At 74.8% G+C, this 13,571-nt stretch carries 12 protein-coding genes; 5 read left to right on the top strand and 7 right to left on the bottom strand.

All coding sequences use genetic code 11. The features are described 5' to 3' along the window. Positions 1-25: 25 nt before the first annotated feature. Together GBN72_RS01945 and GBN72_RS01940 are read right to left on the bottom strand one after the other, a co-directional pair. Positions 26-958: an aldo/keto reductase gene (locus GBN72_RS01945; protein ID WP_151769865.1), complete on the bottom strand. Its 933-nt coding sequence runs from the start codon at positions 956-958 to the stop codon at positions 26-28. Between the two features lie 92 nt (positions 959-1,050). After that, on the bottom strand, positions 1,051-1,491 hold the full coding sequence (locus GBN72_RS01940; protein ID WP_151769864.1) for an SRPBCC family protein: 441 nt from the start codon (positions 1,489-1,491) through the stop codon (positions 1,051-1,053). A 93-nt stretch (positions 1,492-1,584) separates the two neighbouring features. On the opposite strand from GBN72_RS01940, the gene GBN72_RS01935 reads away from it, so the two are divergent. Both GBN72_RS01935 and GBN72_RS01930 read left to right on the top strand, forming a co-directional pair. Then, on the top strand, positions 1,585-1,980 hold the full coding sequence (locus GBN72_RS01935) for a hypothetical protein (RefSeq protein ID WP_246212202.1): 396 nt from the start codon (positions 1,585-1,587) through the stop codon (positions 1,978-1,980). A 38-nt stretch (positions 1,981-2,018) separates the two neighbouring features. After that, positions 2,019-2,792 carry an aminoglycoside adenylyltransferase domain-containing protein gene (locus tag GBN72_RS01930; RefSeq protein ID WP_151769863.1) on the top strand — a complete coding sequence of 258 codons (774 nt, stop codon included), beginning with the start codon at positions 2,019-2,021 and terminating at the stop codon, positions 2,790-2,792. Between the two features lie 162 nt (positions 2,793-2,954). Here the strand turns inward: GBN72_RS01930 and GBN72_RS34765 are convergent, their stop codons facing one another. Continuing rightward, on the bottom strand, positions 2,955-3,314 hold the full coding sequence (locus tag GBN72_RS34765; protein WP_369695877.1) for an alpha/beta hydrolase fold domain-containing protein: 360 nt from the start codon (positions 3,312-3,314) through the stop codon (positions 2,955-2,957). Positions 3,315-3,749: 435 nt separating this feature from the next. Beyond that, positions 3,750-4,268 (bottom strand): pyridoxamine 5'-phosphate oxidase family protein, encoded by a 519-nt coding sequence (locus GBN72_RS01920; RefSeq protein ID WP_151769862.1) that lies wholly within the window; start codon positions 4,266-4,268, stop codon positions 3,750-3,752. Positions 4,269-4,422: 154 nt separating this feature from the next. Between GBN72_RS01920 and GBN72_RS01915 the strand changes: the two genes are divergently transcribed. Next, entirely contained in the window at positions 4,423-5,559 is a 1,137-nt protein-coding gene (locus GBN72_RS01915) for an amidinotransferase (protein WP_151769861.1), read from the top strand. 306 nt (positions 5,560-5,865) lie between these two features. Next, positions 5,866-7,428 (top strand): sodium:solute symporter family protein, encoded by a 1,563-nt coding sequence (locus GBN72_RS01910; RefSeq protein WP_151769860.1) that lies wholly within the window; start codon positions 5,866-5,868, stop codon positions 7,426-7,428. Between the two features lie 175 nt (positions 7,429-7,603). On the opposite strand, the gene GBN72_RS01905 is transcribed toward GBN72_RS01910, so the two are convergent. After that, complete coding sequence (locus GBN72_RS01905; protein WP_151769859.1) at positions 7,604-9,199, bottom strand: aldehyde dehydrogenase (NADP(+)); 1,596 nt, start codon at positions 9,197-9,199, stop codon at positions 7,604-7,606. Between the two features lie 143 nt (positions 9,200-9,342). On the opposite strand from GBN72_RS01905, the gene GBN72_RS01900 reads away from it, so the two are divergent. After that, positions 9,343-10,113: an IclR family transcriptional regulator gene (locus GBN72_RS01900; RefSeq protein ID WP_151769858.1), complete on the top strand. Its 771-nt coding sequence runs from the start codon at positions 9,343-9,345 to the stop codon at positions 10,111-10,113. Positions 10,114-10,171: 58 nt separating this feature from the next. Here the strand turns inward: GBN72_RS01900 and GBN72_RS01895 are convergent, their stop codons facing one another. After that, positions 10,172-11,299: a pectinesterase family protein gene (locus GBN72_RS01895; RefSeq protein ID WP_151769857.1), complete on the bottom strand. Its 1,128-nt coding sequence runs from the start codon at positions 11,297-11,299 to the stop codon at positions 10,172-10,174. A gap of 788 nt (positions 11,300-12,087) precedes the next feature. Then, positions 12,088-13,437 carry a pectate lyase family protein gene (locus GBN72_RS01890; RefSeq protein WP_151769856.1) on the bottom strand — a complete coding sequence of 450 codons (1,350 nt, stop codon included), beginning with the start codon at positions 13,435-13,437 and terminating at the stop codon, positions 12,088-12,090. Positions 13,438-13,571 lie beyond the last annotated feature (134 nt).

The following is a 13,571-nucleotide window of genomic DNA, read 5'->3' as shown; positions in this document are numbered from 1 at the left end:
CGGCGCGCGTGGACGGCCGGGCCCCTCACGCCGTCTCCCCGCGCGGCCCGCGGTGCGCGTCGTTCAGCGTGGCCAGCTCAGCGTCCGTCAACGCGAGCGCTCCCGCCGCCACGTTGGCGGCCAGGTGCTCCGGATCGCCGGTGCCGGGTATGGCCAGCAGGTTCGGCCCCTGCGCCAGGCTCCAGGCCAGGCGGACCTGGGCGGGGGTGGCGTCGTGGGCGCGGGCGATCGCCGAGACCTCCGGACTCCCGCCGCCCACGCCGCCATCCTCCTTGGCGGCCCCGGCTATGGCGTAGAAGGGCACGAAGGCGATCCCCAGTTCGCCGCAGCGGGCCACGAACCCGGCCTGCCCGGCGTTGAAGCCGAGCCCGTAGGGGTTCTGCACGCCGACCACGGGCGCGATCCGCCTGGCCTCGTCGAGGTGCTCGGGCCCGATGTTGGAGAGTCCGAGGTGGCGGATCAGCCCCTTCTCCCTCAACTCGGCGAGCGCGCCGAAGTGTTCGCCGACCGGCCCGGGACGCATCACCCGCAGGTACACGAGGTCCAGATGGTCGCGTCCGAGCTGGCGGAGGTTCTCCTCGACCTGTCCGCGCAGTTCCCCGGGCGCGGCGCTGGTGGCCCAGGTCCCGTCGGCGGCGCGCCGGGGCCCCACCTTGGTGGCGATCACCAGGTCGCTCGGGTAGGGGCCGCCCAGCGCGCTGTTGATCAGTTCGTTGGCGGAGCGGAGCGGGGAGAAGTAGAAGTCGGCGGTGTCGATGTGGTTCACACCGAGGTCGACCGCGCGGCGGAGCACGGAGATGGCCCGCCCGCGGTCGCGGGGCACGGCGTCGGCGACGAGCGCGGTGCCGGTCTGCGGCAGTCGCATCGCCCCGAAGCCGACGCGGCGGACGGGCAGGTCGCCGAGGGTCCAGGTTCCGGAGGTCTCGGCGGTGACGGGCGTCGTCTGCTGTGAGGTCATAGCGGCGGATGATCGCACACCGGGCGCCCCGCGGCCCGGCCCGGCCCGGCCTCGGTCCAGCCCGGCCGGCCTCGCGGCGGCGGTGCGGCGTCTCAGCCGGCCGCGTCGGCGTGCCGGGCCAGGCCGCGGACCAGGTCGCCCGTGAACCGGTGCAGGGCCGCCCGGTAGATCCACCCGGTGCCGGGCACCTTCGCCCGGAACACCGACCGCCACCGGATCGTGGTGCCGCCGTCCTCGCCCGGGGTCAGCTCGACGTCCGCCCGGTAGTCGCGCAGCGGCAGCCCGGAGAGCAGCACGTAGGCGAAGTGCCGGTCGGGCACGCTCGCGACGATCCGCTCCCGCGAGACGTGCCGCCCGGTCCGGAAGACCCGTACCGCGCCCACGCCCTCGCCGCCGCCCGGCGCCTCGGACTCCAGGACGAACGAATCCAGCGGCGACCACGCCGGCCACCCGGCCCCGTCCCGCAGCAGCGCGTGCACCAGGGCCGGGGCGGCCGTGGTGCGCACGGTGTGGGCGACGACCTGAGGTCCCATCGGTGTCCTCCCGTTCCGGCGGCGTCCTGGTGTCGACGATAGGGCCCCCGCGGGCCTCCTGCCCCGCCCGGGTACGCGACTAGGCTGCGCGCCGTGGACGCCTTCCTTCCTCCCCTGCTGGTGCTCGGCGGCCTGGCGGCCGCCGTGGCCGCGTTCGCCCGGCTGGCCCGCCGGGTCCGCCGCCGGGGCACGGCCGGGGCGGCGGCCGCCGCGGCGCTCGCCTCCTGGGAGGAGGCGTTCCGGGTCACCTCCCACGAGGCCTACCAGGAGGTGCGGGTCCAGGCGGAGCGCACGCCGCCCCGGCCCTCGCCGGACGGTCCGGGCGGGCGGGAGCGGTACCGCCGCCCGCCCGACGGAGTTACCCTGCCCCCATGGCCCTCACCCTCTGCTTCGCCGCGTACCGCACCCGCCGCGCCGCCTGAGCGCGGCGACCTTGGCCCCGGTCCGTCACGAGGACCGCACGGCACGACAGCCTCGCCGCGCCCGTAGACCGTCCACAGACACCTCCACGGGCACGGAGATCCGACATGTTCACCCCTTACCCGGAGCTCGACACGCTCCTCACCGGCCTGGCCCGCTCGGTCCGCGACATCCTCGGCGACACCTTCGTCGGCATGTACGTCCAGGGCTCGTTCGCCCTCGGCGCGGGAGACCCGCACAGCGACTGCGACTTCGTGGTCGCGGCCACCCGCCTGCCGGACGGCGGGACGGAGGCGGCGCTGCGCCGGCTCCACGACGGCATCCCGCTGCGTCCCGGCCACTGGACGCGGCACCTCGAGGGTTCCTACGCCGACACCGCCTCCCTGCGCGACGTGGGCGGCCTCGGCGTCCGCTGGCTGTTCAACGACCACGGGCACCGGGAGCTGACCTGGGACACCCACTGCAACAGCGCGCACAGCCGCTGGATCCTGCGCCACCACGGCATCACCCTGGCCGGTCCGCCGGTCACCGAGGTGGTCGACGAGGTGCCTCCCGAGGCGGTCCGCGCGGAGGCGCGGGCGGCGCTGCCCGGGCTGCTGGACTCCGTCGGGACCTGGACATCCTTCGACCTGGCCTGGACGCAGCGCTACACGGTGACGACGTACTGCCGCGTGCTGTACTCGCTGCGGACCGGCCGGGTGACCTCGAAGCCGGGAGCGCTGACCTGGGGCCGTGAGCATCTGGCGCCCCGGTGGCGGCCGTTGCTCACCCAGGTGCTGGAGGACCGCGGCCGCGGCTGGGACGCGGCCGACCCTCCGCGGCCGGGTTCCCTGGAGGCCACCCGCGCGTTCGCCGCCTACGCGGAGTCCTTCGCGCGCTGACCGGCTCCCGTTCCGTACCGGGCGCGTCGCGCCGGCTCCTGGGTGCGGCGCGCCCGGTGCGGGGCGTCCGCGTGCACGCCGGTCACGACGGTCGCCGCGAGTGGGCCGTTCCCGCGCCGGCAGGCCGGCGCGGGCGGGCTTCCCGGCCGGCCGGGAAGGCGCTCAGCCCGTGGCCGGCCGCCCTCCCAGCCACGCGTGGGCGCGCCGGACGTACGCCCGCACCCACGGCACCTCGCCCGCCGGCGTCTCGACACCGTGCGGGGCGCCCGGCATCACGTCCAGTTCCGTCGCGACGCCGGCCGCCCGGAGCCGTCCGGCGTAGGCGCATGCCTCCGGGTGGAAGAGGTCCGCGTCGCCGACCCCGATCCAGGCGGGCGGCAGCCCCGTGAGGTCCCGGCGGCGGGCGGGCACGGCGTACCCGGGCGGCGGCGTCCCGTCGGCGCCGGGTTCCACGCCGAGGTAGGACGACCAGCCGGCCCGGTTGCTGCGGTTGTCCCACACCGGGTGGCGGACGGCGTCCAGGCCGCGGTCCGCGGCCGTGCGGTCGTCGTGTCGACTCCGAGGTCACCGGCGTGTTCCAGCAGCCGGCCCCACACCGCATGGCAGTCGTCGAGGGGCACGGGGTACGGGTGCTCGGTGCGAGCCGGTACTCGGCGCACAGCCGTCCCGCCCACCGGTGGTCCTGCACGGCCGCGCCGCTCACCAGCCCGCCGCCGTGGATCCACAGCACGGCCGCGCCGGTCCGCCGGCTTCCCGGCGCGGGCACGTAGAGCCGTGACGGTCCGCCGGGCAGGCCCGCGACGAGCCCGGACAGGACCCCTTCGGGAAGGCGTCCCGCCGGCAGCCGCGCCCGGACCGCCCGCCCGATCCCGCGCCCGAGCGGCCCCGCGGGGATGCTCGGCAGGAACCGGGCGCGGTTGCGTACGGCGGGGTGCAGCCGCTCGGGCCTCATGCCGGTCACCGTACGGCCGGTCCGGCCTCCCGTTCAACGGTCCCGTCCGTCCCTGCCCGGGCCGCGGCCACGGCCCACACCCCGTCCCGCATCACCTGGCGTCCCCGCATCTCGTGCTCCCCGTTGCGAGCCTCGACCGACCGCGGCCGCACCCGGATCCACACGTGTTCCCGGGCCTCCTCACGCGGGTCCCAGCCCGTCTTCGCCACGAACGCCTCCGCCGCCTCCCCGGGGACCTCCGCGCGGGTGAGGACGTCGGCGTCCCCGTCCACCAGGACCACGTCGAGCGTGTCGCCCAGCGCCAGACGGACACGGCGGACGGCCCGGAGGTTGCGGGCGGTCCGCGTGGCCGGACGGGTGGCGAGCCAGAGGGCGTCGTCGTGCCGGACGAACCAGAGCGGCACCAGGTACGGCGTCCCCCCGGCGTCCGCGGACGCCACCCAGACGTCCGTCTCGTGGGTGAGGCGGGCGAGGACGTCACGGGTGCGCTGTTCCATGCCGCGGGGCGGCCGACCGGTCTGCATGCCCGCACGCTAGCCGCCGGGCCGCACCGGCCGCCCCCGCCCCGGGTCCCTGACCGGCTCGGCCGACGGGCCTAGGACCCGGACCTCCGGACGCCCCGGATGTCGCATTTCAGATATATTGACCATCGACTTCGCCCGGCGAAAGCGGTTGAGCATGACGTCACTGCAGCAGAAGCCCGAGACACCGACGGCGGCCGCCGACGAACCCGTCCCGCTCCTGTCACCGGTCAACTCGCACAACGAGTGGGATCCGCTCGAGGAGATCGTCGTCGGCCGCCTCGACGGGGCGACCATCCCCACCCGTCACCCGGTGGTGGCCTGCAACATTCCGCCCTGGGCGGCCCGCCTGCAGGGCCTGGTGGCGGGCGTCCGCTATCCGCGGGCACTGATCGAACGGGCGCAGGAGGAACTCGACGGGTTCGTCACCCTGCTGGAGTCCCTGGGCATCACGGTCCGGCGCCCGGAGGCCGCCGAGCACCGCAAGCGCTTCGCCACCCCCGACTGGGCGTCACGCGGCTTCTGCAACACCTGCCCGCGCGACAGCATGCTGGTGATCGGCGACGAGATCATCGAGACGCCGATGGCCTGGCCCTGCCGCTACTTCGAGACGCACACCTACCGCCCGGTCCTCAAGGACTACTTCCGGCGCGGCGCCCGCTGGACCGCGGCTCCGCGCCCGCAGCTCACCGACGAGCTCTACGACGGCGAGTTCCGCATCCCGCGGCCCGGCGAGCCGATGCGGTACATCCTCACCGAGTTCGAGCCGGTCTTCGACGCCGCCGACTTCGTCCGCGCGGGGCGGGACCTGTTCGTGACCCGCAGCAACGTCACCAACCTCAGCGGCATCGAGTGGCTCCGCCGCCACCTCGGCCCCCGGTACCGGATCCACGAGATCGAGAGCCGCTGCCGGGCCCCCATGCACATCGACACCACCTTCATGGTGCTGGCCCCGGGGAAGGCGCTGGTCAACCCCGAGTACATCGACGTCGACCGGCTGCCGGACGTGCTGCGGTCCTGGGACATCCTGGTCGCCCCCGAGCCCGACCCGATCCGCGACCCGCTGCTCAAGCTCACCTCGCTGTGCGGCAGGTGGCTCAGCCTCAACGTCCTGATGCTGGACGAGAAGCGGGTGGTCGCCGAACGCCACCACACCGGCATGCTCCGCGCGCTGGAGAAGTGGGGCTTCGAGCCGGTCCCCTGCGACCTGCTCCACTACGCGCCGTTCGGCGGCTCCTTCCACTGCGCGACGCTGGACATCCGCCGCCGGGGGACGCTGCAGTCGTACTTCTGAGACCCTGACGCGAGACGGTGAGGCTCCCCCCGCCCGGTGAGGCGGGGGGAGCCTCACCGCGCGTGCGGCTCCGCGGTGGCCCGCATGCGGCCCGAGTGCGGCCCGAGTGCGGCCCGAGTGCGGACGGGCACCGCGACGACCTGCGGTTCGTTCAGTCCGCTGAACACCCATCGGGTACGCGAACGACGATCACCGTCAAATCCCGCCCTGCGCAGCGTATTGACGCCCCATCACGGCACTTCTACTGTGACGGCACCCATTCAGGGATCTGTCAGCTATTCATGTCCATGAACGCGAGGAGCCGAGATGGCCGCACTGGACTGGGTGGTGCTGGGCGCGTACTTCTTCGTAATGGTCGGCATCGGCCTGTGGTCGAGGAAGCGCATCCACACCATCGCCGACTTCTTCACGGCCCGTGGCCGCATACCGTGGTGGCTCTCCGGCATCTCGCACCACATGTCCGGGTACAGCGCGATCATGTTCGTCACCTTCGCCGCGGTGGCGTACGACCACGGGGTCACCGTCTACTTCTGGTGGCCGCTCACCATCGGCGTGGGCATCGGCATCGGCGCCTTCGTCTTCGCCGCGCGCTGGAACCGGCTGCGGGCCAAGCACGGCGTCAACTCGCCGCTCGCCTACCTCGCCGTCCGCTACAACCTGCCCACCCAGCAGGTGCTCGCCTACAGCGGCGCCGCGCTGAAGGTCGTCGACATCGCCGCGAAGTGGGTCGCCATCGCCCTGCTGCTCCAGGGGTTCGCGGACATCCCTCTCGTCTGGGGCATCACGCTGACGGGCGTCTGCACCATGTTCTACATGGCCTTCGGCGGACTGTGGGCCGACGTCCTCACCGACTTCGGGCAGTTCGTCATCCAGGCCGTGGCCGGCTTCGCGATGCTCTTCGCGCTCTTCGCCCACCTGGACGGCGTGGCCACCCTGTGGACCATGTGGGGCGACCTGCCGGAGAGTCACGGCGACCCGGTCACCGGGCCGGTCACCTCCGGTCTGATCATGGCGTTCCTCCTGGTCAAGACCTTCGAGTACAACGGCGGCATGTGGAACCTGGCGCAGCGCTACATGGCCGCCCCGTCGGGCTCCCGGGCCAAGCGGTCGGCCCTGCTCTCCAGCTTCCTGTGGATCGTGTGGCCGTTCATCCTCTTCATCCCGATGATCGCCGCCCCGCTCGTCGTGCCCGGCATCGAGAACGGCGAGCAGTCGTACATCATGCTGGCCCAGGAGCTGCTGCCCGCGGGCATCATCGGGCTGCTGCTCGCCGGGTTCTTCTCGCACACGATGGCCATGGTGGCCTCCGACTCCAACGTCATCACGGCCGTCATCACCCGTGACCTCGCCCCGGTGCTGTTCCCGCGGGTCCGGCGCCTCACCCAGGCCGGGCAGCTGACGTTCGCCCGGATCACCACGGTCGCGTTCGTCACGGTCAGCATGACCTTCGCGCTCTTCGCCGATCCGGACGGCTTCATCATGACGGTGGTGGTCAGCATCGTCGCCGCGACCATGGGGCCGATCTCCATCCCGCTGATGCTCGGGCTGCTCCCCTGGTTCCGGCGCCACGGCCCGCTCGCCGCGATCACCTCCTGGGCGGGCGGCCTGTCGGTGTGGGCGTACCTGTACTGGGGCGTGGAGGACGCCACGCAGACCATGAACGTGGGGCTGCCGGTGCTCACCTCACTGACCCTGTACGTGGTCGTCGGGTTCCTGCGGCCCGAGCGCAGCACGGCGCGCGACACCCTGATCGACTCCCTCGACAGCGACCCGTCGGACGCCGAACGCGCGGCGCTGGAGGCGAGGTTCGAGGGCGACCTGCCCGGCTCGGACGGCGACGCCGTCGCGGAGACGGTCGTCACCCGCTGACAGACAGGCACGGCCGCACGGCGCCGTCCGTCCCCCACACCGGGGGCGGGCGGCGCCGTGGCGCGTCGCGGCCTCGCGGCACGCCCACGTCGCTCGCGCCCCGGGAACACCGCGGCCCGGCCCCCAGGTCGGGGGCCGGGCCGCGGAGGGCGCGAGCGCAGGGTGCGGGGCCGGGTCAGGCGCCTGCCGCGCCGTCGGTGTCGGGGTCCGCGCCGGCGCGGGGCGCGGGCAGCGCACGGCCCGTCTCCGGGCGGCCGTCCACCCGGCGCGGGAGCCCGAGGGGGTTGTCGTCGTGGAGTTCTTGCGGGAGCAGGGCCTGCGGCGCCGACTGGTAGGCGACGGGCCGCAGCCAGCGCTCGATCGCGGTGCCGCCGACCGAGGTGGAGGTGGAGGTGGTGGCCGGGTACGGGCCGCCGTGGTGCTGGGCGGGGGCGACGGCGACCCCGGTGGGCCAGCCGTCGACCAGGACGCGTCCGGCCAGCGGGGTGAGCAGCGCGAGCAGGGCCGCGCCCCGGCCGTCCGCGCCCGCGGCCTCGTCGGCGCCGAGGTGGACGGTCGCGGTGAGGTTGCCGGGCAGACGGCCGAGAACGGCGGCCGCCTCCTCGTCGCTGCCGTAGCGCGCGACGACGGTGACCGGCCCGAAGCACTCCTCCAGGAGCGCGTCGTGCCCGTCCCCGGCGGCCAGCGGGCCCGCGGGAACGGTCAGGAAGCCCGCCGTGACGCCGTGGTCGCCGTCCGCCCCGGGGAGCACCGGCGCCTGCACACCGGGCAGGGCGGCGCGCTCGGCGGCGCCGGCGAGGAACGCGTCGCGCATGCGGTGGTCGAGCATCACGCCGCCCCGGGCGCCGGCCACCGCCTCGGTGAGCGCCTTGACCAGGCCGTCCCCCGCCGCCCCTTCGGGGACCAGCGCGAAGCCCGGCTTGGTGCAGAACTGGCCCGTCCCCAGGGTCGCCGACGCGGCGAGCCCGGCCCCGATCTCCTCCCCGCGCTCGGCCGCGGCGGCCTCGGTGACCAGGACCGGGTTGAGGCTGCCGAGTTCGCCGTGGAACGGGATGGGCACCTCCCGCGCGGCGGCCGCGTCGTACAGCGCCCTGCCGCCGCGCACCGAACCGGTGAACCCGGCGGCGGCGACCAGCGGGTGGCCGACGAGCGTGACGCCCGCCTCGAATCCGTGGACGAGGACGACGACGTCCTCGGGCAGGCCCTCCTCGGCCGCGGCCCGGCGCAGCAGCGACGCGCAGAGCTCGGAGGTGGCCGGGTGGTCCGGGTGGGCCTTGACGACGACGGGGCAGCCCGCGGCGAGGGCGCTGGCGGTGTCGCCGCCGGGCACCGAGAAGGCGAGCGGGAAGTTGCTGGCGCTGTACACGGCGACGACGCCGAGCGGCACCTTCCAGCGCCGCAGGTCGGGCCACGGCGGGGTGCGGGTGTCGTCGGCGTGGTCGATGCGCACGTCGAGGAAGCCGCCCTCCTCGACAATGTCGGCGAAGGCCCTCAACTGGGCTGTGGTGCGCGCGAGTTCGCCGGTCAGGCGGGGGACGCCGAGGGCGGTCTCCGCGTCGGCCGTGCCGACCACCTCGCCCTGGGCCTCGTCCAGGAGACGGGCGGCGGTGCGCAGCAGGGCGGCCCGCGCGGGGCGTTCGGCCAGCGCCGCGCGGGCGTCGTGCGCTGCGCGTACGGCGCGGTCCACGTCCTCGGACGTGGCCTCCTGGGCGACCTGCTCCCGGCGCTTCCCGGTTCGGGGATCGACGCTCCAGACTGGTGCTGCGGTCACGGTGGGGTTCCTCCGGATCCTGCCGGTGCGCCGGTCCGCCGCGACGGCCGGGGACGACCGGTGTGCGTTCGCTATTCTGAACGTCATTCCTGTGTATGAATGTCAGGAACTCTATTTGCGGGCGTTCGAAGGGGTCAAGGGGAATGCCGACTGCCGAGACGGGTGGCGCACAGGTCAAGTCCGCCGTGCGGACCGTGGAGTTGCTGGAGTACTTCGCCGGGCTCCCCGGGATGCACAGCCTGGCCGCCGTGCAGGAGGCCGTCGGGTATCCGAAGTCCAGCCTGTACATGCTGCTGCGCACCCTGGTGGAGCTGGGCTGGGTGGAGACGGACGCGACCGGCACGCGGTACGGCATCGGCGTGCGCGCGCTGCTGGTCGGTACCTCGTACATCGACGGGGACGAGGTGGTGGCGGCGGCGCGGCCGACCCTGGACCGGCTCTCCGACGACACCACGGAGACCATCCATCTCGCCCGTCTCGACGGCACCAACGTGGTCTATCTGTCCACCCGTCAGTCGCAGCACTACCTGCGGCCCTTCACCCGCATCGGCCGCCGCCTCCCGGCGCACGCCACCTCGCTCGGCAAGGCGCTGCTGGCCGCCCTCTCCGACGACCAGGTGCGCGAGCTGCTGCCGGAGACGCTGCCCGCGCTGACCGAGCACACCATCACCGACCGGGAGCGGTTGATCGAGGAGCTGCACCAGGTCCGCGAGCAGGGGTACGCGGTCGACCGGGAGGAGAACACGCTGGGGCTGCGGTGCTTCGGCACGGCGATCCCCTACCGCACCCCGGCGCGTGACGCGATCAGCTGCTCGGTGCCGGTGGCCCGGCTCACGTCCGCCCACGAACAGTCCATCCTGGACGCGCTGTTCGACGCCCGGGACCGGCTCACGATGGCCACCCGCAGGCTCTGACGCCCGCCCGGCCGCCCGTGCCGCCCGTCCGCCCCGTGCCGTCGGGGTGCGGCGGCGGTCACGCGGCGCGCCGCAGGGCGGCCCGCGCGTCCCAGTCGCCCAGGTACGCCCCGGGCGTGTGCGCGGCGGCCTCGGCGGCGGTGAGCCGGGGCCGGTTCTCCGGCACGGTGACCCGGGCGCCGGGTCCTCGGTTGGCGTACTCGCGGAACAGGAAGCTCTGCCACGGGTACTGCTCGCGCATGTTCGCGTACGGCGCGGTGGCGTCGGTCCCGGCGTCCAGGAAGCTGTCCCGGACGACGAGGCGCGGCCACGCGGTGGGGTCGCTGCTCGGCACCCAGGGCCGGGCGAGCTTGTAGGCGCCGTCGGGTGCCGCGCTGGTGAAGCGGCAGCGCACGGCGAGGAAGCCGTGCGGTGTCCCGGCGGCCGTACTGGGCGCGAAGACGAAGCCGTAGGGGGTGAAGTCCACGGGCCGGTCGAGCGTGCGGAACTCGCCGCCCGCGTGGACGGCGGTGGCCCGCCCGAAGACGAAGTCGACGTCGCCCTCGGTGTAGCAGTGGTGGAAGTACTGCCGGGCGGTGAGCGTGCGGTGCCGGGTGTCGGTGAGCAGGGTGTCCTGGTGGCCGAGGAAGCGGCAGCGGTCGAACAGGCTCCGGTCGCCGAGCACCCGCAGCGCGACCGCCTGCTGCGCGGAGATCTCCGGGTGGTCGGCGCGCAGGAAGTCGTTGGCGAAGGTGAGGCGGCGGGCGGTGAACCCGTCGGGCGCGGCGGTGACGGTGGCGCTGCCGGAGGTGCCGTACGTGCCGGAACCGTCGGGTCGCGGTGTGCCGGAGGCGTTGTCGTACACGATCACGGTGTCGCGCGGGTCGCCCGTGGAGCCGAGCAGGGTGAGACCGGTCTTGGTCTCGGGGACGCCGACGGTCTCCCGGTACGTGCCGGGGGCGAGGACGACCGTCCAGGGCCGGTCCGGGTGGTCCGGGGTGGCGTCGACGGCGGCCTGGACGGTGGGGAGGTCACCGGTGCCGTCCGGCGTGACGCGCAGGGTGCGGGGCCGGCCGGGCGTGGGCCCGGCGGCGGCGCGGGCGCTCGGGGCGCCGAGGCCGAGGGCCGCGGCGGCGCCGGTCCCGACGCCGGCGAGCAGCGCGGTGCGGCGGGTGACACGGGGCGTGGGGTCGGCCGATGCGGTCAAGGCGTGCCTCCTGGGGGTTCGGGGTTGCGTCCCCTGGCCGGACGGCGGGGACGCGTGGACGGCGGGGCGGGTACGGCCACGGTCCCCCGGCCCCCACTTGGGCCGCGCCCTGCGACCCCCTGCACCCGCCCGGGACCGGGGCCCGTGCGGGACCGGGGACCGTGCGGGACCGGGGCCCGTGCAGGACCCGGGCCCGTGCAGGACCCGGGCCCGTATGAGGCCGGAGCCCGTATGAGGCCGGGCCCGGGGCCGGTGCGAGGCCGGTGCGAGGCCGGTCGGGGCCGGCGCCCGTACGGGGCCGGTGTGGGGCCTGGGCGAGGCCGGGGCCGGTGCGGGGCCGGTGCGGGGCCGGTGTACACGTGGGGCCTGTGCCCGTGCGAGATACTGCGCCCGACCGGGACACCGGCATCCGACCGGGACACCGGTGCCCGTCCGGGACCGGGTACGCGCGCAGGCCGTCGGACCGTACGGGTGGAGCACTTGTCCACGGCCGGGCCCGCGTGCGGCGGGTGCCCGTGCCGGGCCGGGCCCGTGTGGTCCGTCGGTGCACGGGCGGGGCGCACGCAAGGGCACCGGCCCGTGCGGGGCGGCGTCCGTGGGGAGCTGCCGCCCGCACGGGACCGGACCCGCGCACCATGCGGGCGGGCGACGCCCCGCGGGCCCACCGGCACCGTGCGGGACGGCACCGGGAGGGGCACCGCCGCCCGTGCGGGACCGGTGTCGATGCGCCTGCGCCGGCCCGCGCGGGCGGAGCACCCGCGCGGGCCGGCGGCGTGGGCCGCGCGGGATCAGAGTTCGTGCGGCTCGCACTCGTCGAGCTGCCCGGCCCCGGCCCAGCGGGCGACGAACCCCGGCACCTCACCGGTCTCGTCGACCCGCGCCCGCAGCTCCGGGCTCCAGCCCGCGTCCGACCGGAGCAGGGCGTCCGGGTGCCCGGCGTTGTACGCCGCGATCAGGTCCACCTCGGCTCCGTTGACGAAGTTGTCCTCGGCGGTGATGGGCGCCTCGCTCCACTTGTACAGGACCTCACCGGCGGAGACGGACGCGGGAAGGGTGAAGTGGTTCTTCTCGGCGAAGATCGCCGACTCCCGCCCGACGCCGTAGGCGTAGCCGAAGACTTCGGCGTCGCGGACCAGGTGGTGGTTGTTGTAGACGTCGACCTGCCCGAAGCGGACGCGCGGCGTGCGCTCCCCGGTGTCCCGGAACAGGTTGTGGTGCAGGGTGACCCGCAGCCTGCCGCTGTCCGTGGCGCCCGCGCCGTCGCTGTTGCCGATCAGGATGGTCTTGCTGTGGTCGGCGAAGACGTTCCAGGAAGCGGTGACGAGGTCGGCGCCCCGCACGACGTCGAGCTGCCCGTCGTGCTGCTGGTAGAGCTGCCCGTAGTGGCGGGGCTGGGCGTCGTCGGGACGACGGCCGTCGGTGAACGTGTTGTGGTCGACCCACACGTGGGTGGAGCCGTACACGACCAGGCTGTCGTACTCGGAGTTCCAGGCGCCCTCGGCCCCGTCGGTCGGGTCCCACTGCGGGAAGCAGTCGAAGGTGTCCTCGAACGTCAGGTTGCGGACGATGACGTTGTCCACGCCGCGGACCTGGACGTTCGCGCCCAGCAGCCGGGCACGGTCGCCGATGCCGACGATGGTGGTGTTGGCCCCGACGTCGAGCCGGATCCGCTCCGCCTGGCGGCGGGCGGAGGCGACGCGCGCGTCCTCCAGCGGCCCCGACGGCTCGGCGGTTCCCCAGGTGGCCGGGTCGTAGGCCGCGAGGTAGCCCTCCTGGGTGTAGCCGTCCGTGGCGTAGTCGGCGCAGCCCAGCGGTTCGCCCGCGGCGTCGCTGTTGGCGTCGAGGGTGCCTCTGACCCGGATGATCCTCGGGGTGCCGTCACCGTTGCCGACGGCCGCCTTGAGCTCCTCCCAGGTGTCGACGGTGTACACGTGGGCGGCGTCGGCGGCGGCGCCGCCGGTGGTTCCGCCGTCGGCGGCGGCCCAGCCGTCGTTCTGCGGGAGGACCTGGCGGGCGGGGTTGCCCGCCTTGGCCGGGGCGGCCCCGGCGGCGCCCGCCGAGGTCACGGCCAGGACCAGCGCGGTGCAGCCCACGACGGCTGCCCGAATGAAGCGTGCATGACACAACTGACTGCGCATTGCGGCTCCTGAGAAGGGGATGAGGGAGGTGCGGTGCTACGGCCGGCGGAGCGCGGCGGGCGGGACCGCGGTGTCCGGGCGCGGGCGGCGGGGGACGGCCGCGCCCGGACGAACGGCGGTGCGGTGCCCGCCCG

The organism is Streptomyces abyssomicinicus (genome assembly GCF_008974245.1).
Lineage (GTDB): Bacteria > Actinomycetota > Actinomycetes > Streptomycetales > Streptomycetaceae > Streptomyces > Streptomyces abyssomicinicus.
Note: the sequence above shows the minus strand (reverse complement) of the source record. Positions and strands in the feature narration are given on the sequence as shown.

Excerpts from the sequence above, each read along its gene's own strand:
- GBN72_RS01930 (WP_151769863.1), top strand. The coding sequence starts at position 2,019 with ATGTTCACCCCTTACCCGGAGCTCGACACGCTCCTCACCGGCCTGGCC.
- GBN72_RS01910 (WP_151769860.1), top strand. The coding sequence starts at position 5,866 with ATGGCCGCACTGGACTGGGTGGTGCTGGGCGCGTACTTCTTCGTAATG.
- GBN72_RS01915 (WP_151769861.1), top strand. The coding sequence starts at position 4,423 with ATGACGTCACTGCAGCAGAAGCCCGAGACACCGACGGCGGCCGCCGAC.
- GBN72_RS01900 (WP_151769858.1), top strand. The coding sequence starts at position 9,343 with ATGCCGACTGCCGAGACGGGTGGCGCACAGGTCAAGTCCGCCGTGCGG.
- GBN72_RS01920 (WP_151769862.1), bottom strand. The coding sequence starts at position 4,268 with ATGCAGACCGGTCGGCCGCCCCGCGGCATGGAACAGCGCACCCGTGAC.
- GBN72_RS01890 (WP_151769856.1), bottom strand. The coding sequence starts at position 13,437 with ATGCGCAGTCAGTTGTGTCATGCACGCTTCATTCGGGCAGCCGTCGTG.
- GBN72_RS01940 (WP_151769864.1), bottom strand. The coding sequence starts at position 1,491 with ATGGGACCTCAGGTCGTCGCCCACACCGTGCGCACCACGGCCGCCCCG.
- GBN72_RS01945 (WP_151769865.1), bottom strand. The coding sequence starts at position 958 with ATGACCTCACAGCAGACGACGCCCGTCACCGCCGAGACCTCCGGAACC.